Source organism: Herbaspirillum sp. (genome assembly GCF_017744395.1).
Taxonomy (GTDB): Bacteria; Pseudomonadota; Gammaproteobacteria; order Burkholderiales; family Burkholderiaceae_D; genus Herbaspirillum.
Genome location: NZ_JAGIBI010000003.1, coordinates 258,953 through 282,934 on the forward strand (window position 1 = coordinate 258,953; position 23,982 = coordinate 282,934).

Genomic DNA, 23,982 nt, shown 5'->3' on the forward strand with positions numbered 1-23,982 from the left:
CCGGCGTAGCGGCAGGTTTGAGGATCAGGCGATTGCGCCTGAAAAGCTTTGCAGAAAAATTGTTTCGCTGCGTTGCATGCGCTCGATAGCGGAACGGAAGGCATATCCGGCTCCGCGTCCTTCGTCGATATGGCCACGGACAACTTCTTCCGACAGGTCGACCAAGCGACCCAGCGCGCGCACTGAACGGTAGGTGTCTAGTGTTACTGAATTGAGAAAAATGTGTATCGGATGGAAGTCCATGATCATCAACCCGGTGCCACGGTCGATCAGCGACCCAAGATCCCAGACGCCATCAGGACGGACCATCTCGAAATCATCCTCCCACATGTATGGCAAGCGAACCAGACGCTTCTGGTTTTCCCAGTAATAGACGACTGGTTCAAGTGCTGCAGCATGCGGCAGGAATAACGAAACATCCACCTGGACCGGTGTTTCGTCGATGATTTTTTCCAGCAGGTTGGACGTCTGAACAAGTCCATGCGTTCGTACGACACGTGCATGGGGTACGATATCCATGCAGTGCTGCAGGATGTCCGATTCGGTTTTTCCGTGGGTCGTCCCTGGTAGGAAATTGGGATGGATGCCCAGTTCAAAAAGAGATGGGTACTGACGCAGGCGCCTGACAGCTGGCGAATCGTGCGTGACAAACCATGTGGCCCGCACCTGAGCCTCGATCAACAGGTTGGCGGCAAAATCTATCGCGTAGTCCGGGGCCCAGTCGATATCGAGCGTGATGACAGCTTGAGCACTCACCCCGCTACCCCATCAAACAAATCGGACCACAGAACAATACGAAGATTGTTGATCTTTTTTTCGCGCAGCCGTGCGGCGATCTTGTCGCCAAAGGCAAGGGAGCAAACCATTACTCGTTCCGGCGGGCGTGCAGCCAGTTCATCTCTGTTTTCGATGGCGACATCAAAACCATCATAATAGCGGCCACGCAACCCAGGATCATCGTCGAAGAAGCGCAGCTTGGTTTCGGGAGAGAGCTGGCCAAGATAGGGGAAGGCTCGCAATGGCACATACAGGCCTAGCTCATCGTTCATTGATTGGCGTGCCAATGCCGAGAATCGATGCAGCGCAGCTTGTGCCTTTTGGCGGAATTCCAGGAATTTAGAGTCGTCTTTCGCCGGCTCGATTGGCGAAGCATGCGAGGCAGCAGGAACTGCGCAGCACAACAATACGCCACCGTGGCGTGCGGGCTCGAGCCGCAGCGGTTCGAAGCCTGCCGCCCGTACAACTCGGGCCAGTGAATCCTCATCAAAATAATTGAGATGCTCATGCAAAAGCATGGACACGTCACCCAGTGCAATATGGTGTGAACAGTCAGGGACGGCGAAAATGAGGGCGCCATCCGATGACAGATTCCCATGGTGGGCGCGGAGGAATGCGACCGGATCTTCGACATGTTCCAGCACGTCATAGTGGAACAGCACATCAAAGCGTTCCGTAAGAGATGGCGAAGGATAGAAATCCGGGACGATCTCGATGCCGACCTTTTTTCCGGCGGCTGAAGTTACCGGGCTGGGATCGATGCCTTTGACAGCCAGTCCTTGTTCGCGCACCTTTTGCAACAGGTAGACGCCACCACATCCGATATCAGCCGCGCTCGCAGGTTTTTTGCGAAGCAATGCGCTCGCGCGCTGAAAGAAATCAATGAATTCCCCTCCATACGATTCCGCCAAGGCATGCCCATCCTGCAAATAGCCGACATTGGCATCTTCGGTGTATACACGCTCGAGCCACTGGAGTACTGAGGGGTTCCGTTGTTGGATCACCAGTTGCAGTTCGCTTAAAAATGTGAAGGAAAACGGCAGGCGCGCCGGGATGTCATGCGGCGGTTGCGTTGGCGTTTTCTTGACGCGCCAATAGAAAGGGACTTCGCCTAATTCAAGAGGCTCAACCATTGATTTTTTCCTTCTTTGTTAGCTTAATCCAAGTTTGGGCCAGCACGTCGCGCTGGAAAAATACATTCTCTTCAGACAGGATGCCCAGCAGCGTCAGATTGGTAACCTTGGATGCCGTAATCTTTGCCCTCATGTCGGACAAAGCACTGAAGTTGTTGGTCGAAGGCATGGGAAATCCTGTGGACAGCGGCTCAACCTTGGCAAAATTCACATCCTCGTCGCCAGTGATGATCTTGAATCGCTTGAGCTCGTCCAGTGCCAAGCGCTTCATATCGTCGGCATCAGGTAGCGGCGCGTCTAGCAACAATTCCACAGCCACGGGCCATCCGCCAGAGCGAGGCGCTCCTTCGCAATATCCTGCAAAATTGGTGATCCGGAAAGTATGGCAGCCGGGTTCGTAGCAGTAGAGGTAATAGAGATCCCCCATATTCGGCGGCTGGCGCAATAGCAGATTGACTACAACCGTCTTGCGAGGAGGATCGAAGCGATAGCAGGACATGTCCAGACCGAACAATTGCATTATCGCTGGCAAGCCGGAAGTCCAAATCATTTGCCTGAGGGACCCAATCGTCTTCCGGCTACCGCCATGTTCGACAATCAGGCTTTTTACCTGGCCATCCTCAATTTCAAGTGACTGTACCTGCGCGCTCGTTAGCACTTCTACGCCGGCGGCCTCGAGCCTCGCAAGCAAGGCGTCGATCACACGGTACATACCGTATTTCCTAGGGTAATAGGCTTTCCGGCCGGATTCCCATTGCACAGGCAGGGTGCGCTGTTCCGGCCAGGCCAGGCGTTCACGCAGCGTCGAGGACTCCATTAGGTTGGCAAAGAGATCTTCGCTGAACATTACCACCCTGGACAAGGTGGTCAGGCTGGTGGCAAAAGGCGCCAGTTCCTGAGCGCACTTGCCGAATTGCTTGCGCAAGGCGGTATCGATGACTGCGGCAACTTCCGTGCCAAAGCGGGTGCGGATATCGTCCCAGGCGTTGTCATGCCCATCGAACTCTTGGCTTTCCAATTGTCGGAAAAATCCCAGAACGCAGGCTTCCCATTGTTTGCGTGGCAAGGAGCGCAGATCGGGGAATGGAGAGTTGTGCTGGACGATGCCATTGAAAACGACACCTGCCAAATCACGGCCTCCCCGCTCCAGAAGTTGCCAGTCTTCTTGGGGGAGTAAACCAAACAGCAGTTCATCAAGCGGAGCGATTCCCGTCTCGTACATGTTATGCATGCCATAGTCGAAGACGCCATATTCGCCATAATCGAAACAGCGCAGCAGGCCCCCCACCCGATTCTCGCGTTCGATCACGACGACTTTGCGCTTGTCTCGTTCCGCCAGCAGCAGCGCGGCGAGCAGCCCGGCAATGCCACCACCGACAACAACATCCATTTCTTGCATCGCAGCCATCCTTTTAGGCAGATAGCGCCGAGAACGGCACCGTAAAGAAAGAGGGGTAGGCTGCGAGCAACTCTGCTCGGCTTGCCTTCAGGATCTCGGGATTGTGTACGCTGGTAAAGTACCGGTAGCGGCGATCCTGTGTCCCCCAACGGCTCTTGAAACGGTATACGCCATCCTGCGACAGCCAGGTTCCACCCCAATTCCACCATGCGAATCCCTGAGCAGCGGCATCACTCATTGCGCGGAAAATTGCGGCGCTGAGGGCTTGGGACTCCCGATATTCCTTGCGGACCACGGGGGTGTAGTACTCGGCTGTGCGGTTATAAAAGAACACCAACATCGCAGCGACCAACTCCTGCCCCAGGCGGGCGACATAAATCCGGTAGTCTTCTCCTGGACGGAAATGTCTCGGTAAAGCATCAAAGAAACGACGCGATTTTGCCAAGCCGCCTATCTCACGCATGTTTTCCTCGTGAACGCCGACCAGGAAAGGCATGGCGTCGTTATCGACGGTAACCTCGACGCCAAGTTTCTCGGCCTTGCGAATCATGTTGCGCGTTTTGTAGTGGAAAGACTGCATCAAGGTTTCCTCTACATTGTCCGTATGGGGCAACGGTGTCAGTTGGCCTATTCGCTCATCCGTTATGTTGTAGCTTGCCCCGTCGGCGCCATCAGGCGCCAGGGGATTCTCGATGATGGTGGCTGCCGCTATACCCGATGCTTGAGCCATCTGCGTGTAGGCATCAATGAGTCCGGCTCGTGCATTTGGGTCTTTTCCCACCAGGCCACCATTGCTGCCATAGAAAGGCAGGGAGTTCAGGACAGTGCCAAACGGGCCGTCCATGGACATTAGCGGCAGAACCGCCAGGAGCTGGTCATTGTCATCCAGGGCCAGAAGGCTCTGCTGGCGGCATCCCAGCAAGTCGATCAGCAGGTTCTGATAGCGCCAGGACTGGTATAGCAATGTCTCGGGCCGTGCCAGAAGAAATGCCTCATAGCGCTCCGCGAAGTCGGGGGTCAGGGCCTCGATGCGCATCACAGGGGCTGGTATATGTTGTCTGGTCGGATAATCTCGCTGTTTTTCAGCGCCACCAGAGTGAATTCATAGGGCATATAGGATTCGTCGAGTCTCAGGCGGGGCGACAAAGACCGGCGCATGAAAGCTATCATCTCCTCTACATTCATGTGGAGCGCCTGCGGCTGCATGAAGTCGACGCGGTCTGTCATGAAGTTGACCGCCAACGATTTACGGGCGAGACCGAACAAGTGCATCAAGGCAGCCTGTACACGCTTTATATACGCTTCCCGATCATCTCCTTCGATGATGTTGAAGGTGCCAGAGATGACGATATGGTCGACAGGCGTCGATACGTCCATGTATGACTGAACCAATTGAACACGGGCTTCAGGATATTTGGCGGTCGCCGCGCTCACGAATTCAGGCACAAGGTCGGCGCCGAGATATTCATACTGGCTGCAGCGTTGGTCCAGGTATGCTTTCAGGTGAGCCAGACCGCAGCCATAATCCAGGACGGAAAAATCCTTGTCCGGAAAGTGTCTGGTCAGCGCATCAAACCGCAGCGCTTGGCGGCCTCTGGGCCACATTACGCCCGCCGGCGTATCGCCATGTTCAGCGAAGGCGCGCTGGTACTGTTCGACCAAGGTCGGTTGCACTCCTGCGTTGGTGTCGTGTGTCATTGGTTTTACTTTAAATGGCGATCTGTTCAAGCCATGTTTCCAGGTTCAGCAGCGACCAGATCAGCAATCGACGATTTTCATGCCCATCCAGATGCTGGCTCACTAAGCTGGTTACGGTATTTCGGTCCAACAACTGGTACAGGTGCGCATTGCCGTTCAACAGCTTGCGCCGGACGAATTCGATGCTTTCGCCTTTGAACCAGCTCGCATCCGGAGATGAAAAGCCTTGCTTTTCGGCATTCGTGATTTCGGAGGGAATATGCCGCGACATCATGTCGCGCAGAATCTGCTTGCCGTCGTTGGTCTTGTGGAAATAGCGGTTGGTTTTACTCCCTGAATCGTTCTCGTTGAGCCGTATGACGTCCGCGAGGTTATTGAGTTTCAGGTTGACCGGGCATTGCATCGCGAAATCCACCAGGTCGTTGTCCATGAACGGAACCCGTGCCTCCAGGCCATGCGCCATGCTGAGTTTGTCTTCCACGACAAACAGGCCATGCAAGAAGGTCTTTGCCTCGAAGTAGAGCGAGTGGTTGATGTAGTCTTCCGGCCGGTTCAGCTCATTGTCGTGCGTCAGGAACACGTCGCGGAAGATGTCGCGCGTCCAGACATGCTTGACGTCGTTCCAGATGGGGGCGAAGACTTTCGACAGCGCGCTGTTGGGGATCAGGCGTTGCCAGAAGACGTAGTACTGGTCGATGTAGTGCTCGAAATCCTGGTTGACGACGGCGCGGTAGTAGCGCCAGGGATAGCCGGCAAACAGTTCGTCGCCCCCGGCACCGGAGAGCACGACCTTGACGAATTTGCTGGCAAGCTGGGCGGCGTAGTAGTTGGGGTAGCTTTGTCCCACCCGAGGTTCTTCCAGGTGCCAGGCGACCTTGGGCAGGCAGCGCTCCATGTCGCCAGCCTTGAGCACCATCTCATAGTGTTCGGTCTTGAAGCGTGCGGACATCGCTTCGGCGCGCACCCGCTCGTCGAAGGCCAGTTCGATGCCGGATGCGGAACTCAGGTCGAAGCCGCAGGTGAACGTTTTGAGATAGGGGAAGGACTGCGCGGCGACGGCGGTGATCGATCCGCTGTCCATGCCGCCGCTCAGGTAGGCGCCAAGTTCGACGTCGCTGACCAGTTGCCGTTTGACGGCCTGGCGGAACAGGCGGTCGAGCTCTTCCAGGTATTCTTCCCGGGGCCGGGCATGGTCCGGTTCCCGGAATCGATAGTCCCAGTAGCGGGTGCGCCGCAATTCGGGCGATGCTTCATTGAGGTCCAGCCGGGCATAGTGCCCGGCCGGCAGCAACTGGATGTCCTTGAGTAGGGTCCGGTCGGTAAACAGGTTTTGGAACGTGAGGTACTCGAGCAGGGCCGATTTATCAATTTCCCGGCGGAATTCCGGCTGCGCCAGGATGGCTTTCTGCTCGGAGCCGAACGCCAGGGTTTTTCCCTGGCGGCCGATGTAGAGCGGCTTGATGCCATAACGGTCGCGCGCCAGCAGCAGTGTCCGCTCCTTGCGGTCCCAAAGCGCCAGCGCAAACATGCCGTTGAAGCGCAGCAGGGCGTCAGGGCCCCAATGTGCCAAGGCCTGGAGCACCACCTCCGTATCGCTTTGCGAACGGAACCAGAAGCCTTCGGCTTGCAGTTCAGCGCGGATTTCCCGGAAGTTGTAGACCTCGCCGTTGTAGGTGAGGACATAGCGATGGTCGGGGCTGATCATCGGCTGGTGCCCACCCGGAGACAGGTCGAGGATGGCCAGGCGCCGATGGCCGAAGCCAACCGGGCCTTCTATCCATTGGCCTTCCCCGTCCGGGCCGCGATGCGCGATCGCGTCCGTCATCCGCTTGAGGACGACCGGAGAAATGGTTTCGCCCGATAGGTCAATCAGGCCAGCGATGCCGCACATTAGGTCTGGTACTCCTTGACGCGATCGATGACATATTGCTGTTCCGCTTCGCCCATGCCGTGGAACAGCGGCAGCGAAATGCTGCAATGGTTGGCCGCGTAGGCATTGGGGAAGTCTTCCGGACGCAGCCCATATTTGTCACGGTAGAACGTGAGCATATGCACCGCGTGGGTGGCCGGACGAGTGGAGATCCCCGCTTGCTGCAACTGATCCATCCAGTCGTTGCGCATGCGGTTGATGCGCTCGACGTTGGCCGGGGTCACAGCCTCGGGCTGGAACAGGCAGGGATAGCTCTGGTAGCCGTGCTCGTAGCCGTCCGGCTTGGCCGGGGTGCGCAACCAGCCGAGGCCGGCGAACGCGTCGTCGTATACGGCGGCCAGGCGTTGCCGTTCGGCCACGATGTCGTGCGCGCGCGCCATTTGCGCCGCGCCGAGCGCCGCCTGCAAGTCGGTCATGCGTTGGTTATAGCCGGCATCGGGGTGGTCGGCCAGAAGATAGGGGCGTGCGCCCAGGTGGCGCTGCAGGTCGCTCATCGCCGCGCCGTGGTCGCGCAGGCGCCGGACCTTTTCCGCAACCTTGGCGTCATTGGTCGTGATCATGCCACCTTCCCCCGTCGTGATGGCCTTGCGCGGGTGGAAGCTGAAGCAGCCGGTGTCGCCCAGGGTGCCGACGTGGCGGCCGTGGTAGCGTGTGCCGAAGCCGCAGGCGGCATCCTCGACAACCCATAGCCCATGCTGCTTGGCGAGCGCATTGATCGGATCCATGTCCGCGGCAAGGCCAAACAGGTGGACCGGCAGGATGGCGCGGGTGCGCGGAGTGATCTTGGCTGCCAGTTGTTCCACGTCGAGGTTGAAGGTGTTCAGGTCGATGTCGCAGAAAACGACCTTGCCTCCCAGATGTTCGACCACGTTGGCGGTGGCAATCCATGTAAATGCCGGGACGATGGCCTCGTCGCCTGGGCCGAACCCCAGGGCGGCGAGAGAAAGATGCAGGGCGGTGGTGCAGGATGTGACGGCGATGGAATGTTCGGCTCCCGTGAAGGCGCTCCACTTTTCTTCGAATTCGCGGACCTTGGGGCCTTGCACCAGCCAGCCCGAGCGCAGGGGCTCGAGCACGCTCTGGATTTCAGCTTCTTCCAGCGATGTGCGCGCGATCGGCACATTCAATTTGGCGTTGCTCATTCCGGCAACCCCACTGCCTTGCGGCGGGTAGCGACTTCGGCCTTGTGCGAGGCGCGCCACTTGATCAGGCGGTCCAGGCCTTCGCGCAGGTCGATGGTGGAGGTGAAGCCGATGTCCTTCGATGCCTTGACCGGGCTGCCGATGCGGTTGCGCACCAGCGTGGCCTGGCTGCGCGGCGCATAGTTGATCGGCTTCTGGCAGCCGGTGATTTCCAGCAGCAGCTCGGCCAGTTCCTTGAGCGAGGTGCGCTTGCCGGTGCCGACGTTGTAGAAGTTGTCGGTAGCGCTGGACTTCATCGCGCATACGTTGGCCAGGCCGCAGTCCTCGACGGCGACGAAGTCGAACGCTTCGGAGCCGTCGCCCATGATGGTCGGGCTTTCACCCTTGTCGATCGCGTCGAGCATTTTCATGATCACGGCGATGTAGGCGCCGTGGTAATCCTGGCGCGGGCCATAGACATTCATGTAGCGCAGGCCGACGTAGTCCAGCCCATAGCGATGGTGGAAGGAGCGCAGCATCGCTTCACCGGCGATCTTGGTGGCGCCGTAGAAATTCTTGTTGTTGAATGGGTGGTCTTCTTCCATCGGCTCGTGGACGGCATCGCCGTAGACCGAGGCGGACGAGGAATAAACCAGTCGTTTGACGCCCTTGGCGACGCAAGCCTCCATCACGTTGAAGGTGCCGCGCACGTTCACGTCGAATGCGCTGCGCGGGTATTCGTGGCATTGCAGCAGCCACAAGGCGGCCAGGTGGAACACGCCATCGGCGCCTTCGAACGCCGATTGCAGGATGTCGGTCTGCAGGATGTCGCCGCCGACGTCGTAGATTTTTACGCGGGGGTCGCGCATGGCGTCGTGCAGGTTCTCGCGGCTGCCGCGCACGAAGTTGTCATAGATTACGACTTCCTTGACGTCTTCCTTGATCAGGTGGTCGACGGTATGGGATCCGATCAGGCCGGCTCCTCCGACAACAACGATTTTCTTGCCTTTGAGATCCATTTCAATTCCTTTCTATGAAGTTGTCGCAGACGTGACGCGCAAACGGAAATGAGCTCGTCCATGCGGGGGAGATGGCGTTCAGGACATGCGTGGAACGCTCGCCGCTTTCGACGAGGAAATCATTGACCAGCTTGCCGGTTTCCGTATCCAGCATCTGGGCTCGAATGCCGACCTTGTCGGTCGGCAGAAGATGTTCGGGGCGCAGGCGCGGCAGGATGGCGCTTGCAGCTTCGGCGAACCATTTTTTGAAATAGCGGCGGCCTTCTTGCATCGCAAGGCGCCTGAAGCCGTCACGGCCGGCGCTGAACTGGCGTACCAGCAGGCCCGTGATGCGCGACAATTCCGGCAAGCTCACGCCCTCGAGGCCGTGGTAGTTCTCTCGGCCGAATGCGGGAACCGCCGTGGGACCCAGATAAGTCGTGCCGTCCGTGGTGGTCGTGGTGTGGATACCGAGGAATGGCACGCGCAGGTCGGGTACGGGATAGATCAGGCGGTTGATCTTGAATCCCGCTGCCGGGTCGAGTTTCCAATACAAACCCTTGAACGGGAGCAGCGTATAACGTTTTCCCGCGCCGAACAGGTGCGCCACGCTGTCGGCGTGCAAGCCTGCGGTATTGATCGCATGGCCGAAGCCGATCACGTCGCCCTTGTCGGTCGTGGCTGTTCCGTTTTTCGTATCGACGGCGACGATGCTGCTGTCAAGCGCCAATTCCAGGCCCAGCTTGCGCACTTCTTCCAGCAGTGTTTGCATTACGGCGCCGGGACTGCCAACCGAAGTCGAGGGGACCAGCAGCGCCCGTCCATTGACCGAGCGTGTCTCGGGCTCCAGTTCGGCCAGTTGGGCGGCGTCCAGCGTCTCTATGGGGATGCCATGCTGGCGGGCCCGGTCAGCCAGCAGGTCCAGCTGCGGGGCGTCGAATTCATTGCCGGCGACCAGAATCTTTCCCAGGCGCCGCAGCGGAAGGCCATGTTCTTCATGGTAAGCCGCCATTTCAATGGCGCCCTGGCGGCAGACCTGGGCTTTCAGGCTGCCGGGAGGGTAATAGATGCCGCTATGCAGGACTCCGCTGTTGCGTCCGCTTGAGTGCAGGCCGGGAGCCCGCTCCTTCTCCAGGACAAGCACCGATTGCCGGGGAAAGCGCAGCTTGAGTTCGCGCCCGATGGTCAGTCCAACAATCCCGGCGCCGATGATGAGAAAGTCCGCTCTCTTATTCATAAAGTTCAGCGGGACGCGATAACACAGTCGACTGTTGCGCGTTGATGTTCGGCCGTTAGGTCGGCGCCCATGGGCAGGCTCACTACCCGTTGTGCCAACTGCTGGGAGATCGGGGTCGCCGCGCCTTTGCAGCGGCCGGCGTAAGCGCTTTGCTCATTGAGCGGAATCGGATAATGGACCGCGGTCGGGATGCCCTTTTCCGCCAATGCCGCTTGCAATTGGCTGCGGTTGTCATGGAGCACGGTGTATTGCGCGAATACGCTGGTGCGGTCGTCACGCTGGACGATGCGGCTGATGCCATGCTCGTCGAGCAGGGCATTGTAGCGGCGGCCGATTTCCAGGCGCTGTTCGATTTCCCAGTCGAACCTGTCCAGCTTGGCCAGCACCACCGCGCATTGGATGGTATCCATGCGGCCGCCCACGCCGACGCGCGTATGGACGTAACGCTTGCTTTGGCCGTGTACCCGGATTTCCTTGCAAGCCAGCGCAATGGCGTCGTCGTTGGTGAAAATGGCGCCGCCGTCGCCGTAGCAGCCCAGCGGCTTGCTGGGGAAAAAGCTGGTGCAGCCGATGGTGCTGAGGTTACAGCTCTTCTTGCCCTTGTATTCTGCGCCGAAGCTCTGGGCGGCATCCTCGATGACCGGGATGTTGCCGTGGCGTGCGGCGATGGCGTTGATCTCGTCCATGTCGGCAGGCTGGCCGTACAGGCTGACCGGCATGATCGCCTTGGTGCGCGGGGTGATGGCGGCTTCGATCAGTTTGGCGTCGATGTTGCCGGTGTCCGCTTCGACGTCTACGAAGACCGGTACGGCGCCGAGCAGTACGATGACTTCGGCCGTGGCCACGAAAGTGAACGGCGTGGTGATGATCTCGTCGCCCTGGCCGACGCCCAGCGCCATCAGGCTGATCAGCAAGGCTTCCGTGCCGCTGGCGACGGTGATGCAATGCTTGGCGCCGGTGTAGGCGCTCAGGCGCTGTTCCAGTTCGGCCACTTCCGGCCCCATGATGTATTGCCCATGATCCAGGACGCGGTTGATGCGTTCCTGGATGGCGGGTTTGAGGGCCTGGTATTGCGTCTTCAGATCGATGAACGGGATAGACATGTCTTACGCCTTGGTAATGGTATTGCCGCTCAGTGTATAGAGCGAGCCGTCATGGGGGCAGGTATAGGTGCCGGAGCCGCTGATGGGCAGGGGAATCTGTTCGCCGTATTCGCTCATCCACCCGATCTGGCGGGCGGGGACGCCGACCATCAGGGCATAGGGCGCGACGTCGCGGTTGATGACGGCGCCCGCGCCGATAAAGGCGAATTCGCCGATGGTCACGCCGCAGACTATGGTGCTGTTGGCGCCCAGGGTGACGCCTTTCTTGACCAGGGTGTCGCGGTATTCGTTCTTGCGCTCGATCAGGGAACGTGGATTGTAGACGTTGGTGAACACCATGCTCGGGCCGCAGAACACGCCCTCTTCCAGCGTCACGTTGTCATACACCGAGACGTTATTCTGGATCTTGCAGTTGTCGCCGATCGTCACTTTGTTGCCGACGAAGACGTTTTGCCCGAGCGAGACGTTCTTGCCGATGCGGGCTTTGCCGCATACGTGGACGAAATGCCAGATGCGGCTGCCTTCACCGATCTGGGCACCGTCGTCGACGATGGCGCTGGGATGGACGCTGTAGCTCATGCTCAGAATTCCAGCGGCAGCGAGACGGTGCGGCCGTCGCGCGCGGACAGGTAGGCGGCGATCAGCAGCTCCAGCGACTTGAGGCCTTCGCGGCCGTCGGTTTCCGCTTCCGTATCGCCGCGCAAGGTATCAACGACGTTCTTGTAGTACAGCGGATGGCCGAAGCCGTAGACGGAGGTCGTTTCGTAATTGGCATTCTGTACTTGGGCGTCGTAGTCGCGAGGCTCGGAGAACTGCCATTGCTGGATATCGTTGACGGCTACGCCGCCGATGCGCGCCGTGCCTTTTTCGCCGAGGATGGTGATGCTGCCTTCGAGATTGTTCGGATAGGTCAGCATGGTGACGCTCATCGAGCCCAGGGCGCCGTTGCGCCAGCGGATGTTGAGCACGCCGGTGTCTTCCACTTCGATGTCGCGGGTGGTGCTCATCATGGCCTGGATCTTGTCGACGGGGCCGATCAGCCAATCCAGCAGGTCGACGTAATGACTAGCTTGGTTCATGAATGCGCCGCCGTCGAATTCCCAGGTGCCGCGCCATTTCGCCTGGTCGTAATACGATTGCGGGCGGGTCCAGAAGACGTTCAGGTGCACCAGGTGGATCTTGCCGAAGCGCTTTTCCTCGATGGCGCGCTTGAGCAACTGCAGCGTGGTATTGCGACGGTTTTGCTTGACGACGAACAGGCGCACGCCAGCATCGTCGCAGGCCTTGACCATGCGCACGCCGTCCTGCCAACGGGTTGCCATCGGTTTTTCAGTGATCACATGCACGCCGCGCGCGGCGATGGTCACGGCCTGGTCGGGGTGGATGCCGCTGGGAGTGCACAGGGCGACCACATCGAGCCGTTCCTTTTCCAGCATTTCTTCCAGCTTGGCATAAGCCGGCACCTTGTAGCGCTCGGCGTGTTCGGCCAGGGTGGCGGGGTCGGTGTCGCATACTGCGGCTAGTTCAAGGTTGTCGGCGTGCTGTTCGATGGAACCGAAGTGGTTGCGCGAAATACGGCCGCAGCCAACGATGGCGATGCGGATTTTTCTGTCTTTGATGGGAGCGTAAAAGGGCATATTGGGCTCGTGGGCTGCGATTATCGTTAGAGGCGGAAAACGGTGAAGCCGGCGTCGGCTGCGGCATGGCGGTCGTACAGGGCCTTGATGTCGGCCAGCACGGGGCGCTCGCTCTTGCAGAGCTTGCGCAGGTCGGCGGGCTTGATTTCGCGGAACTGGTTATGGCCGACGGCGACCACCAGCGCATCGACCGGATTGGTCTCGTCGATGCGGCCAAGTTCGATGCCGTATTCTTCCCGTACCTCTTCCGGATCGGCCCAAGGGTCGACCGTCACCACGTTCACATTCCAGTTCTTCAGTTCGGCGACCAAGTCGGCGACCTTGCTGTTACGGATGTCAGGGCAGTTTTCCTTGAAGGTGACGCCGAGTACGCCGACCGTGCTGCGCGCGACATCGATACCGTTCTTCAGCATCAGCCGCACGACGTTGCGGGCGCTGTAGCGCGCCATGTTGTCATTGATGCGGCGTCCGGCCAGGATCACCTGCGGGTGATAGCCGACCTGTTCGGCCTTGTGCGTCAGGTAGTAGGGGTCCACGCCGATGCAATGCCCGCCGACCATGCCGGGCTTAAACGGCAGGAAGTTCCATTTGCTGCCGGCGGCTTCCAGCACTTCAGTGGTGTCGATGCCCAGGCGGGCGAAGATTACCGACAGCTCATTGACCAGGGCGATGTTGAGGTCGCGTTGGGTATTCTCGATGACCTTGGCCGCTTCGGCGACGCGCAGGCTGGTGGCTTTGAAAGTGCCGGCGGTGATGATGCTGCCATACAGCGCATCGACGGCCTTGGCGACCTCGGGGGTGGAACCGCTGGTGATCTTGCGGATTTTGGTCAGCGTGTTGACCTTGTCCCCGGGGTTGATGCGTTCCGGGCTATAGCCGCAGAAAAAGTCCACGTTGAACTTGAGTCCCGACATTTTCTCAAGAATAGGGACGCACACCTCTTCCGTGCAACCTGGGTAGACCGTCGATTCGTAGATGACGACGGCGCCGCGCTTGATGGCGCGGCCGACGGTTTCGCTGGCCTTTTCCAGCGGGGTCAGGTCGGGGCGGTTGGCCTGGTCGATCGGCGTCGGGACGGTCACGATGAACACGCCGCAGTCGCGCAGGTCGGCCTGTTCATGGCTATAGCTTAGCTGTTTGGCGTCCGCCAGATCCTGGGCGGTAACTTCCAGCGTACTGTCCTTTCCCGCGCGCAATTCCTTGATGCGCCCCTGATTGATGTCGAAGCCGAGGACAGGGCGTACTTTGCCGAATTCAACCGCAAGAGGGAGGCCTACGTAGCCTAAGCCGATGATGGCGATCTTTTCGTTCAAAATGTCAATCATTCAACTTCCTTTGTTGGAGTAACAATACATGCCCGGAAGCGATGGTCCAGGCATGCAAAGATTCGATCTGGCGAGAATTGGACGGGGGAGAGGCTGCTCCCTGCTTAACGCAGTGCGTCCTGGCCGAGGGCGGCCGCAATTAGGATGAGCGGAACCGGATATTCCCAAAGGTGGCGCAGGGCAATGAGCATAAGAAATTATTGGGTTTCAGGCGCGTCGTTCATGAGGCCGCAGGTGCCTCCCATCTTTTTTGTGAAAGTGATTCGGGTAGGCTACCGCATGCCGAATCATCAGCACACGGGATTAAAAACGCGACAGAATGGGCCGAGAAACGGGGTACAGCAAGGCCTGACGGAATTTTGCCATATCCAGTGGGGTTTGAAAATGCTGGCATCCCAGCGAGCAACATTGCCAAAATGCAATTCTTCGATCAGATAACCCTGACCAGATGGCCGACGGGAATGCTTACGCGGATGGGTTTGCTGAGGAACTCGATGAGCACCATTGCGCGACGCTCTCCATCAGCCATCTGGTAGATGCCTTCGATGCCGGCAAAGGCGCCGCGTGTGAGGCGCACGCTCTGGCCCTGAGCGAATAGCGATAGAGGGTGGGTGTTGTGGGCGGATTCTTGGGCACGCAGGCCCTCGATCAGGCCATCGTCAATCCTTGCCGGTTCGGTACCGAATGTCACGAGGCGGCTGACGCCCTTGGTCGAGCGGATCGGCTGCCAGCTTTTGGCGGTGGGGCCGAGGCCAAGCCGGACGAAGAGATAGCGAGGAAATAGTGGATTTTCCACGATGCAAATATTTTCATGGCGTACTTTTTCTTCGCGCAGCATCGGCAGATAGCATTGGTAGCCTTGCTGCTCCAGGTTCTGCAACGCACATTTTTCTTGTTTTGGTTTTGTATGAACAAGGTACCAATGCATCACCGCCTCCCGGTCAGCCAATCCTTCAAGGCTGTATTTTAACCCAGCTTATTCTCGGGATTCGGGATATGGCCTGCGTGGGACACCGGGGTGTTGTATTGAATTTTGTTGAAATCCGGCGCAGGTTCCTAATGCCAAAAAAATACCCCGGCTGGAGCCGGGGTATTTTGCCGGGCAGGCGGTGAAGGTTTACTGCTTCGCCGCCACACTCACCGAATTCTCATTCAACCCACCCCCCAAGGCCTTGTACAAGTCAATGGCATTATTCAACCGCAACTGCCGCGCCTGAATCAACGCCTGCTGCGCCGAGAACAGATCACGCTGCGCATCCAACTGGTCAAGCGAAGAAGAAATGCCGTTCTTGAAACGCAGGTCGGTCAGCTTCAGCCGTTCCTGCTGTGCATTCAGGAAAGCTTCCTGCGCCTTGACCTGGTCGTCCAGGCTGCCGCGGGCGACCAATGCGTCGGCCACTTCGCGGAAGGCGGTCTGGATGGTCTTCTCATACGTCACCACGGCCTTGTTCTTGCGCACTTCGGCCAGGTCTAGGTTGGCGCTGTTGCGGCCGAAGTCGAAGATCGGCAGCGACAGCGACGGGCCGAAACTCCAGGCGCCAGAGCCCGATTCGAACAGGCCGCCCAGCGTGCTGCTGGCGCTGCCGAAGCTGCCGGTCAGGCTGATCTTCGGGAAGAACGCTGCGCGCGCGGCGCCGATGTTGGCATTGGCGGCCATCAGGCTTTGTTCGGCCGAGCGGATGTCGGGGCGGTTGGTCAGCAGGTCCGAGGGCAGGCCGGCCGGGATGTCGGTGACGATCTTTTCATCCGACAGCAATTGCGCCGGTGGCAGGTCGGCGACCTTCTTGCCGACCAGCAGCGTCAACGCGTTCTCAGCCTGGGCGCGCTGGCGCTCCAGTTGGGTCTTGGCGACCCGGGCCGATTCCACCAGCGTTTGCGACAGACGCAAGTCCAGCGCCGAGGCGGCGCCCACGTCGAAGCGCTTTTGCGCCAGTTCGATGTTGGCTTGGCGCGACTGCAGCGTCTGTTCGGCCAGCAGCAATTGCTCGGCGTAGGAGCGTTCGGTCAGGTAAGCCTGCGCTACCTGGGCGACCAGGCTGATCTGCGCCGACTTCTGGGCTTCCTCGGTGGAAAGATAAGTCGCCAATGCGGCGTCCTTCAGGCTGCGCACGCGGCCGAAGAAGTCCAGCTCATAGGCCGGCACCGCCAGGCCGACCTGGTAGCTGTTGCTGATGAACGGCTGGCCGGTCAGCGATTGGCTGGCCGCGGTGCGGCTGCGTGCCGCCGAGCCGGTGACGTTCAGGTTCGGCAGCAGGTCGGCGCGAGTGATCTGGTATTGCGCGCGCGCCTCTTCGATATTGAGCGCCGCGGTGCGCAGGTCGCGGTTGTTTTCCAGCGCGGCGGCGATCAGCGATTGCAGGCGCTGGTCGGGGAAGAACTGGCGCCAGCCCAGGTTGACCGCCTCGAGTTCCTTGTTGCCTTCGGCCTTGGCCGGGTAGCTTGTTTCAACCGGCGCCTGCGGGCGCTCATAGGTGGGGGCCAGCGAGCAGCCCCCCAGTACGCCGGCCAGCGCCAGCGCTGCGCACAGTTGCAGCAAGCGGGGCGGGCGCGGCATCGACAGATTAGCCATTGTCATTGTGTTTCTCCACATTAATCTTGGGGGAGTGTTCAGCGTCGAACTTGTGCTGACGCTCGCTGCCCTTGAACAGTTTGCGCACGACCACGAAGAAGATCGGCACCAGGAACACGGCCAGCACGGTGGCGGTGATCATGCCGCCCATGACGCCGGTGCCGATCGCGCGCTGGCTGGCGGAGCCGGCGCCGGAGGCGATCGCCAGCGGCAGCACACCGAGGATGAAGGCCAGCGAGGTCATGATGATCGGACGGAAGCGCAGGTGCACCGCTTCCAGCGTCGCTTCGATCAGGCCCATGCCTTGCGCCTGCAGGTCCTTGGCGAACTCGATGATCAGGATCGCGTTCTTGGCCGACAAGCCCACCACCGCGATCATGCCCACCTTGAAGTACACGTCGTTGGGCATGGCGCGCAGCGTCACGCCCAAGAGCGCGCCGAGGATACCCAGCGGCACCACCAGCATCACCGCCAGCGGAATCGAGGTGCTTTCATACAAGGCCGCCAGCACCAGGAACACGGCGATCAGCGACAGCGCGTACAGCGCCGGCGCCTGGTTGCCGGAGGTCTTTTCTTCCAGCGACTGGCCGGTCCATTCGAAGCCGAAGCCTTCCGGCAGCTTGGCCACGAACGATTCCATCTCGGCCATCGCTTCGCCGGTGCTGCGGCCCGGCGCTGCGCCGCCGGCGATCTTCATGGCCGGATAGCCGTTGTAGCGGACCAGCTGCACCGGACCGTTGATCCATTTCGCGGTCACGAAGGACGAGAACGGGACCATGGTGCCGGCGGAGTTCTTGGCGTACAGGTTGACCAGGTCTTCCGGCTGCAGGCGACGCTTGGCGTCGGCCTGCACGATCACGCGCTGCTGGCGGCCCTGGTTGGGGAAGTCGTTCACATACGACGAACCCAGGGCGGTCGACAGCACGCTGTTGATCGAGGAGAACGGCACGCCAAGCGCATTGGCCTTGTCGCGGTCGATGTCCAGTTGCAGCTGCGGCGCGTCTTCCAGGCCTTCCGGACGCACGCCGGCCAGCACCTTGCTTTGCGAGGCCATGCCCAGGATCTGGTTGCGGGCTTGCACCAGCGCCGCGTGGCCGAGGCCGGCACGGTCTTGCAGGCGGAAGGTGAAACCGGTGGCGTTACCCAGTTCCGGGATCGGCGGCGGGTTCAGCGGGAACACGATCGCGTCCTTGATCTGCATGAACGCGCCGAAGGCCTTGCCGGCGATGGCGTCGGCGGACTGCGACTTGTTGCGTTCGGACCAGTCCTTCAGCGGCGTGAACACCAGCGCGGCGTTCTGGCCGTTACCCGAGAACGAGAAGCCCAGCACCGCGATGGCGTGTTCGACCGCCGGTTCCTTCAGGAAGTAGTCTTCCACCTGCTTCACCACCGCGGTCGTGCGCGCCGTGCTGGCGCCCGGCGGCAACTGGATGTTGGTGATGATGTAGCCCTGGTCTTCGTTGGGCAGGAAGGACGCCGGCAGGCGCACATACAGCAGGCCCACGCAGGCCACGATGATCGCGTAGACGATCATGTAGCGGCCGGCCTTGGTCAGCATGCGGCCGATCAGGCCCTGGTAGGCGCCGGCGGTGCTGTTGAACCTGCGGTTGAACCAGCCGAAGAAGCCCTTCTTCTCGTGGTGGTGGCCCTTTTCCACGGGTTTGAGGATGGTCGCGCACAGCGCCGGCGTCAGCGTGAACGCCATCAGCACCGAGAACACCATCGAAGCCACCATCGACAGCGAGAACTGGCGATAGATCGCGCCCACGGCGCCGCCGAAGAAGGCCATCGGGATGAACACCGCGATCAGCACCAGCGTGATGCCGATCAGCGCGCCGCTGATCTGGCCCATCGCCTTGCGCGTGGCTTCAGGCGGCGACAAGCCTTCCTCGCTCATGATGCGCTCGACGTTTTCCACCACCACGATCGCATCGTCGACCAGGATACCGATCGCCAGCACCATGCCGAACATGGTCAGCACGTTGATCGAGAAGCCGAACACCAGCAGCGTGGCGAAGGTGCCCAGCAGCGCCACCGGCACCACCACCGTCGGGATGATGGTGTAGCGGATGTTCTGCAGGAACAGGAACATCACCAGGAACACCAGCACGATCGCTTCGATCAGGGTCTTGACCACTTCCTCGATCGAGATTTTGACGAACTTGGAGGTGTCGTAGGGGATGGTGTACTTCACGCCGGCCGGGAAATACTTGGACAGTTCGGCCATCTTCTTGTGCACGGCGGTGGCGGTGCCCAGCGCGTTGGCGGTGGGCGAGAGCTGCACGCCGATGAACGAGCTTGGCTGGCCGTCCAGGCGGCCGGAGGTGTCGTAGGTCTGGCCGCCGACTTCGATGCGGGCCACGTCGCGCAGGCGCACCGAGGAGCCGTTGCTGTTGGCGCGCAGGACGATGTCGCCGAACTGCTCGGGCGAGGTGAGCTGGCCGTTGACCACCACGGTCGCCGTGATCTGCTGCGAACTGGTGCTGGGCAGCGCGCCCAGGGTGCCGCCGGCCACCAGCGCGTTCTGCGCGGTGATGGCCGCCGTCACGTCACCCGGCGTCAGGTTCAGGCCGATCAGCTTGTTCGGGTCGATCCAGATGCGCATGGCGCGCTCGGTGCCGAACAGCTGCGCCTGGCCCACGCCCGGCACGCGCTTGACTTCGTTCAGGACGTTACGCGACAGGTAGTCGCCCAGCGCCACCGGGTCGAGCTTGCCGTCGCTCGACGACAGCGCGATGAACAGCAGGAAGTTGCTGCGCGACTTGGTCACCTGCACGCCTTGCTGCGTCACCGCCGCCGGCAGGCGCGCTTCCACGCGCTTCAGGCGGTTCTGTACGTCCACCGCAGCCAGGTCGGGGTTGGTTTCCGGCGAGAAGGTGATGGTGATCTGCACCTGGCCATTGGCCTGGCTTTGCGATTCCACGTACTGCAAGCCGTCGGCGCCGTTCATTTCCTGTTCGATCAGGCTGGTCACCGAATCGTCCAGGGTCTGGGCGGTCGCGCCCGGATAATTGGCCGTCACCACGATGGTGGGCGGCGCGATGCTGGGGTACTGGGCCACCGGCAAGCCGGTGATCGCCAATGCCCCGGCCAACATGATGAAGATGGCCAACACCCACGCGAAAACGGGGCGATCAATAAAGAACTTTCCCATCTGGCAGCCTCTTAGTTAGCTTTCGTTTGGGCGCCCGCCGCACCTTGCTGGGCCGGCTGGCCCGATTGGCTTTGCGGCGCGGCGCCCGCGGGATTCCATTGCACCGGCTTCACAGGCGCACCCGGCTTGACCTTTTGCAGGCCTTCGACGATCACGCGGTCGCCTTCTTTCAGGCCATCGAGAATCTGCCAGTTGTTGCCTTGCGCCGAACCGGTCTTGACCGGACGCACCGCCACCTTGTCATCGGCGCCGACCACGAACACGGACGCACCATTGAGGTCGCGCATGACGGCTTGCTGCGGCACCACCAGCGCCTGTTCGTCTACTGCCTGTTCAATCTTGGTACGCACGTAGGTACCCGGCAGCAGCACGCGCTTGGGGTTGGGGAATTCGGCGCGCAGCGAGACCGAGCCGGTGGCTTCGTCGACCGTGACGTCGGAGAACAGCAGCTTGCCCGGCAGCGGGTAGGGCTGGCCGTTTTCCAGCACCAGCGTGACGCTGGCCTTGTTCTCGCCCACGCTCTTCAACTGGCCGCTGGCCATCGCCTGCTGCAGCTTGAGCATGTCGGCGCTGGACTGGGTCACGTTGACGTAGATCGGGTCGAGCTGCTGCACCAGCGCCAGTTGCGTGGCGTCGCCCTGGCCCACCAGCGCGCCCTCGGTCACCAGCGCGCGGCCGATGCGGCCGGAGATGGGCGAGGTCACGGTGGCGTAGCCCAGGTTCAGCGCGGCGATGCGTACCGCCGCCTCGGCTTGCTGCTGGGCGGCGACGGCGTCGTCATATTCCTGCTTGGAGACGGCGTTGACTTCCACCAGCGGTTTGTAGCGCTGCGCCTTCAGGGTGGTCTGGGTCAGCGTGGCCTTGGCATTGTCGTAGGTGGCCTGGTATTGGGCCGGGTCGATCTTGAACAGCACCTGGCCTTCCTTGACCTCGCTGCCTTCCTTGAACACGCGCTTTTGCACGATGCCGGCCACGCGCGCGCGGACCTGGGCCACGCGATACGCCTCAAGGCGGCCCGGCAGTTCATTGGTGATGGCGATGCGCTGGGGCGCCACGGTGATGACCGAGACGGCCGACGGCGGCATGCCGCCGCCTGGGCCGGCGGCAGGTTTTTGTCCGCAGGCGGCCAGGGCGGCAGCGATTGCGACGGTCATGGTAAGACGCGTGAAACGACTGACTGAGCTCATAGATATCTCGCACGAAAGTAAAAGTGGAGCCGCCGTGGCGGCAATGAAACGAATTCGATGAAGCAGATGTTGCGATCTCGCCTGGTTGCGAGATGTGGACCAAGACATTGGTTGTTGCAGGGCAAAAAAGAAACTGCTGGCTTCCCGGCAGAAGCAGTCATCTTTTTGCGGTTGATTTACGGCAGGGACTCGAAGCGGGTGCTATTATACATACATTCGTGAATGTATGTATGTGCCGGATGCTCCGTAGTAATTTATCAAACTTGTTGAAATAGGCGTAGCAAAATATGAGCGATTCCTTGCATTTTATGAATCATGCCGTTTTTACGCCATTTCCGCCAGTCAAGAACCGAGCCGGAATCCTCGCGCGTGCGGCCATCCGCTTCATCCGGGTGGGCTGGCCCGGCGCCGCGTCGTCGCGGCCAATGTTGTCGCGCGGACACAGAGTGGTAGCGCCCCGGCAGAAGCTGCATACTGTCGCGGTTTGCCCAAATCCGTTGTGCGGCTGCAGCATCGATGCCGATCCGAAGGTGGCGGCACCGCTTTTTTCTTCCATTACATCAAGCATCGCAGGCCTTGCCATGAACCAGATTCCTCTTTTCGCCCCTGTTTTCGCGCCGGCCGCCGGCGCAAGGAGCTGACATGGCCCGCTCGACCAAGGAAGAAGCGCTGGAAACGCGCTCGCGCATCCTGGATGCCGCCGAGCTGGTATTCCATGAGCGCGGCGTCTCTCACACGTCGCTGGCCGACGTGGCCAAGGCGGCCGACGTCACGCGCGGCGCCATCTACTGGCACTTCAAGAACAAGAGCGACCTGTTCGACGCCATGTGCGAACGGGTGACGCTGCCGATGGAAGCGGTGCTGGAAGAAAACGCCAGCCCGCAGGTGGCCGACCCGCTCGGGCAGTTCCTGCGCAGCGGCGTCTACGTGCTGACGCTGGCGGCCACCGACGAGCATTGCCGCCGGGTGTTCGACATCATCTATAACAAGTGCGAATTCGCCGACCATAACGACCCGATCCTGGTGCGGCAGCGCGAATGCCATGCCGACGGCATGCTGCGCCTGGGGCAGATCCTCGCCAACGCCATCGCGCGCGGGCAGTTGCCGGCCACGCTCAACATCCGCCTGGCGCGCCAGATGGCGCATTCGATCTTCAGCGGCTTGCTGGCCGACTGGTTCTTCGCGCCGGACAGCTTCGACCTGGTCAAGGACGGCGAGCAGATCCTGGCCGCTTCGCTGCATGCCCTCAAGATCGCGCCTTCGCTGCAAAATCCCGAGGCTTGACCGGCTCCTTGCCGTTTGATTCTTATTGAGGCGGCGCGGTCAGCAGCGCATTGATCCGCGCCAGGTCTTCCTCGCGCAGCGCGCCGGCCGCCGCCTTCAGTTTCAAACCGTTCATCAGCGTGTCGTAGCGTGCCCGGGACAGGTCGCGCCGGGTCGAATACAACTGCTGTTGCGCATTGAGCACGTCGATGTTGATGCGCACGCCGACCTGGTAGCCCAGCTTGTTGGAGTCCAGCGACGACTGGCTCGACACTTCCGCCGCCTCATACGCCTTCACCTGCGACAAGCCGTTAGCCACGCCCAGGTAGGCCTGGCGCGCATTGAGCACGGCCGTGCGGCGCGCATTGTCGAGGTCGGAGCGCGCCTTGTCGGCCAGCGCCACCGCCTCATCCACCTTGCTGCCGGTGGCAAAGCCGGAGAACAGCGGGATATTCCACTGCACCCCGATCGAATTGCTGTAGCCGCGCCCGTTCAGGTAGGGCGTGCGCACGCTCTTCTGGTCGGTGAAGTTGCGCGCCGCCACCAGGTCCACCGTCGGCGCGTGGCCGGCGCGGTTGCGCTTGATCTCGCTTTGCGCGATCTCGAGCGCCACCTGCTGCGCCACCACGCCGTAATTGTCGGATTGGGCGCTGGCGATCCAGGTGTCGATCTGCGCCGGCTGCGGCGGCGCGAGCTTGACGTTGCCGCGCAGCACCGCCAGCGGCGCCGGCGCCTGGCCGATGATCTGCTGCAGCCTGGCCAGCGCCACGTCGAGGTCGTTCCGGGCCGCGATTTCCTGCGCATTGGCCAGGTCGTAGCGGGCCTGGGCTTCGTTGGTGTCGGTGATGGTCGAGGTGCCAATCTCGAAATTGCGCTTGGCCGAGGCCAGTTGTTCCGAGATAGCGATCTTTTGCGCGCCCAGGAAGGACAGCGCGTCCTGCGCCGCCAGCACGTCGAAATAGGCCTGGCCCACGCGCAGGATCAGGTCCTGCTGCGCTTGCGCGAACTGCGCCTCGCTGGCGGCGACCGAGAGCTTGCCCTGCTTGTAGCTTTCCCAGTTGGCCAGGCGGAACAGCGGCTGGGTCAGTTGCAGCGCGTAGCTGTTGGCCGAGCTGTCGAAATTCTCGTCCGAACGGGTATAGCTGCCGCCCACGCCGATGTTCGGCAGCAGGCCGGCGCGCCCCTGGGTTTCCTTCTCGCGCCCGGCCGTGAGGGCGTAGCGCGCGCTGGTGTAGACCGGGTCATTGGCCAGCGCGAGCTGGTAGACCTGCAGCAGGTCGGCGGCGCCGGCGGCGGCATGCAGGGCCAGGCCGGCGGCCATCAGGGAAGCGAGCAGGGTACGGCGCATGGACGGTTTCTCCGGGCGGAACAGGACTAAACAAACGTTGGGAATGCAAGTGCATCGGCGCGGCCGGGCCGGCGTCGGGCGGAAGGAGTGCGAGCCTCGCGCA

20 protein-coding genes are annotated in these 23,982 nt (G+C 60.9%); 2 read left to right on the forward strand and 18 right to left on the reverse strand.

From position 1 onward, the window contains the following. Positions 1-24: 24 nt before the first annotated feature. The 17 genes from J7548_RS09990 to J7548_RS10070 all read right to left on the reverse strand — a co-directional run bounded on the left by J7548_RS09990 (position 25) and on the right by J7548_RS10070 (position 21,268). A complete protein-coding gene (locus tag J7548_RS09990; protein ID WP_290973982.1) occupies positions 25-756 on the reverse strand; it encodes a hypothetical protein in 732 nt (243 codons plus the stop codon). Further along, positions 753-1,910: a class I SAM-dependent methyltransferase gene (locus J7548_RS09995; RefSeq protein ID WP_290973984.1), complete on the reverse strand. Its 1,158-nt coding sequence runs from the start codon at positions 1,908-1,910 to the stop codon at positions 753-755. Before J7548_RS09995 ends, J7548_RS09990 begins: the two co-directional genes overlap by 4 nt. Next, a complete protein-coding gene (locus J7548_RS10000) occupies positions 1,903-3,309 on the reverse strand; it encodes an FAD-dependent oxidoreductase (protein ID WP_290973986.1) in 1,407 nt (468 codons plus the stop codon). Before J7548_RS10000 ends, J7548_RS09995 begins: the two co-directional genes overlap by 8 nt. 13 nt (positions 3,310-3,322) lie before the next feature. Next, complete coding sequence (locus J7548_RS10005; RefSeq protein WP_290973989.1) at positions 3,323-4,345, reverse strand: GNAT family N-acetyltransferase; 1,023 nt, start codon at positions 4,343-4,345, stop codon at positions 3,323-3,325. Beyond that, the gene (locus J7548_RS10010; RefSeq protein ID WP_290973992.1) at positions 4,345-5,007 is read right to left on the reverse strand and encodes a class I SAM-dependent methyltransferase; all 663 of its coding nucleotides are present in this window, start codon (positions 5,005-5,007) and stop codon (positions 4,345-4,347) included. Before J7548_RS10010 ends, J7548_RS10005 begins: the two co-directional genes overlap by 1 nt. A gap of 10 nt (positions 5,008-5,017) precedes the next feature. Then, on the reverse strand, positions 5,018-6,898 hold the full coding sequence (gene asnB, locus J7548_RS10015; RefSeq protein WP_290973994.1) for an asparagine synthase (glutamine-hydrolyzing): 1,881 nt from the start codon (positions 6,896-6,898) through the stop codon (positions 5,018-5,020). Then, positions 6,898-8,079, reverse strand: coding sequence for a DegT/DnrJ/EryC1/StrS family aminotransferase (locus tag J7548_RS10020; protein ID WP_290973996.1), 1,182 nt, complete (start codon positions 8,077-8,079; stop codon positions 6,898-6,900). Before J7548_RS10020 ends, asnB begins: the two co-directional genes overlap by 1 nt. Continuing rightward, positions 8,076-9,077 carry an NAD-dependent epimerase/dehydratase family protein gene (locus J7548_RS10025; protein ID WP_290974000.1) on the reverse strand — a complete coding sequence of 334 codons (1,002 nt, stop codon included), beginning with the start codon at positions 9,075-9,077 and terminating at the stop codon, positions 8,076-8,078. The genes J7548_RS10020 and J7548_RS10025 overlap by 4 nt, the downstream gene beginning before the upstream one ends. 1 nt (position 9,078) lies before the next feature. Next, on the reverse strand, positions 9,079-10,293 hold the full coding sequence (gene lhgO / locus J7548_RS10030) for an L-2-hydroxyglutarate oxidase (RefSeq protein WP_290974003.1): 1,215 nt from the start codon (positions 10,291-10,293) through the stop codon (positions 9,079-9,081). A 5-nt stretch (positions 10,294-10,298) separates the two neighbouring features. Next, a complete protein-coding gene (locus J7548_RS10035; protein ID WP_290974921.1) occupies positions 10,299-11,390 on the reverse strand; it encodes a DegT/DnrJ/EryC1/StrS family aminotransferase in 1,092 nt (363 codons plus the stop codon). 9 nt (positions 11,391-11,399) lie between these two features. Further along, positions 11,400-11,975, reverse strand: coding sequence for an acyltransferase (locus J7548_RS10040; RefSeq protein WP_290974006.1), 576 nt, complete (start codon positions 11,973-11,975; stop codon positions 11,400-11,402). Between the two features lie 2 nt (positions 11,976-11,977). Then, positions 11,978-13,033, reverse strand: a complete 1,056-nt coding sequence (locus tag J7548_RS10045; protein ID WP_290974009.1) for a Gfo/Idh/MocA family oxidoreductase — start codon at positions 13,031-13,033, stop codon at positions 11,978-11,980. Positions 13,034-13,059: 26 nt separating this feature from the next. Further along, positions 13,060-14,358, reverse strand: coding sequence for a nucleotide sugar dehydrogenase (locus J7548_RS10050; protein ID WP_290974011.1), 1,299 nt, complete (start codon positions 14,356-14,358; stop codon positions 13,060-13,062). A gap of 430 nt (positions 14,359-14,788) precedes the next feature. Further along, positions 14,789-15,286 carry a transcription/translation regulatory transformer protein RfaH gene (gene rfaH / locus J7548_RS10055; protein ID WP_290974014.1) on the reverse strand — a complete coding sequence of 166 codons (498 nt, stop codon included), beginning with the start codon at positions 15,284-15,286 and terminating at the stop codon, positions 14,789-14,791. A gap of 189 nt (positions 15,287-15,475) precedes the next feature. Then, a complete protein-coding gene (gene adeC / locus J7548_RS10060; protein WP_290974922.1) occupies positions 15,476-16,927 on the reverse strand; it encodes an AdeC/AdeK/OprM family multidrug efflux complex outer membrane factor in 1,452 nt (483 codons plus the stop codon). Further along, on the reverse strand, positions 16,920-20,081 hold the full coding sequence (locus J7548_RS10065) for an efflux RND transporter permease subunit (protein WP_290974016.1): 3,162 nt from the start codon (positions 20,079-20,081) through the stop codon (positions 16,920-16,922). The genes adeC and J7548_RS10065 overlap by 8 nt, the downstream gene beginning before the upstream one ends. 11 nt (positions 20,082-20,092) lie before the next feature. Further along, positions 20,093-21,268 carry an efflux RND transporter periplasmic adaptor subunit gene (locus J7548_RS10070; protein WP_290974019.1) on the reverse strand — a complete coding sequence of 392 codons (1,176 nt, stop codon included), beginning with the start codon at positions 21,266-21,268 and terminating at the stop codon, positions 20,093-20,095. Between the two features lie 287 nt (positions 21,269-21,555). Between J7548_RS10070 and J7548_RS10075 the strand changes: the two genes are divergently transcribed. After that, complete coding sequence (locus tag J7548_RS10075) at positions 21,556-21,909, forward strand: hypothetical protein (protein ID WP_290974022.1); 354 nt, start codon at positions 21,556-21,558, stop codon at positions 21,907-21,909. A 1-nt stretch (position 21,910) separates the two neighbouring features. After that, positions 21,911-22,552 (forward strand): TetR family transcriptional regulator, encoded by a 642-nt coding sequence (locus tag J7548_RS10080; protein WP_290974025.1) that lies wholly within the window; start codon positions 21,911-21,913, stop codon positions 22,550-22,552. A gap of 22 nt (positions 22,553-22,574) precedes the next feature. On the opposite strand, the gene J7548_RS10085 is transcribed toward J7548_RS10080, so the two are convergent. Beyond that, positions 22,575-23,879 carry a TolC family outer membrane protein gene (locus J7548_RS10085; protein ID WP_290974027.1) on the reverse strand — a complete coding sequence of 435 codons (1,305 nt, stop codon included), beginning with the start codon at positions 23,877-23,879 and terminating at the stop codon, positions 22,575-22,577. Positions 23,880-23,982 lie beyond the last annotated feature (103 nt).

Bases quoted from the DNA above. Each gene is read 5' to 3' on its own strand.
- J7548_RS10045 (WP_290974009.1), bottom strand. From the start codon at position 13,033: ATGCCCTTTTACGCTCCCATCAAAGACAGAAAAATCCGCATCGCCATC.
- J7548_RS10010 (WP_290973992.1), bottom strand. From the start codon at position 5,007: ATGACACACGACACCAACGCAGGAGTGCAACCGACCTTGGTCGAACAG.
- J7548_RS10075 (WP_290974022.1), top strand. From the start codon at position 21,556: ATGAGCGATTCCTTGCATTTTATGAATCATGCCGTTTTTACGCCATTT.
- rfaH (WP_290974014.1), bottom strand. From the start codon at position 15,286: ATGCATTGGTACCTTGTTCATACAAAACCAAAACAAGAAAAATGTGCG.
- J7548_RS10020 (WP_290973996.1), bottom strand. From the start codon at position 8,079: ATGAGCAACGCCAAATTGAATGTGCCGATCGCGCGCACATCGCTGGAA.
- J7548_RS10085 (WP_290974027.1), bottom strand. From the start codon at position 23,879: ATGCGCCGTACCCTGCTCGCTTCCCTGATGGCCGCCGGCCTGGCCCTG.
- J7548_RS10080 (WP_290974025.1), top strand. From the start codon at position 21,911: ATGGCCCGCTCGACCAAGGAAGAAGCGCTGGAAACGCGCTCGCGCATC.
- J7548_RS10000 (WP_290973986.1), bottom strand. From the start codon at position 3,309: ATGCAAGAAATGGATGTTGTTGTCGGTGGTGGCATTGCCGGGCTGCTC.
- J7548_RS10040 (WP_290974006.1), bottom strand. From the start codon at position 11,975: ATGAGCTACAGCGTCCATCCCAGCGCCATCGTCGACGACGGTGCCCAG.
- lhgO (WP_290974003.1), bottom strand. From the start codon at position 10,293: ATGAATAAGAGAGCGGACTTTCTCATCATCGGCGCCGGGATTGTTGGA.
- J7548_RS10065 (WP_290974016.1), bottom strand. From the start codon at position 20,081: ATGGGAAAGTTCTTTATTGATCGCCCCGTTTTCGCGTGGGTGTTGGCC.
- adeC (WP_290974922.1), bottom strand. From the start codon at position 16,927: ATGGCTAATCTGTCGATGCCGCGCCCGCCCCGCTTGCTGCAACTGTGC.
- J7548_RS10070 (WP_290974019.1), bottom strand. From the start codon at position 21,268: ATGAGCTCAGTCAGTCGTTTCACGCGTCTTACCATGACCGTCGCAATC.
- J7548_RS10025 (WP_290974000.1), bottom strand. From the start codon at position 9,077: ATGGATCTCAAAGGCAAGAAAATCGTTGTTGTCGGAGGAGCCGGCCTG.
- asnB (WP_290973994.1), bottom strand. From the start codon at position 6,898: ATGTGCGGCATCGCTGGCCTGATTGACCTATCGGGCGAAACCATTTCT.
- J7548_RS10050 (WP_290974011.1), bottom strand. From the start codon at position 14,358: ATGATTGACATTTTGAACGAAAAGATCGCCATCATCGGCTTAGGCTAC.
- J7548_RS09995 (WP_290973984.1), bottom strand. From the start codon at position 1,910: ATGGTTGAGCCTCTTGAATTAGGCGAAGTCCCTTTCTATTGGCGCGTC.
- J7548_RS10005 (WP_290973989.1), bottom strand. From the start codon at position 4,345: ATGCGCATCGAGGCCCTGACCCCCGACTTCGCGGAGCGCTATGAGGCA.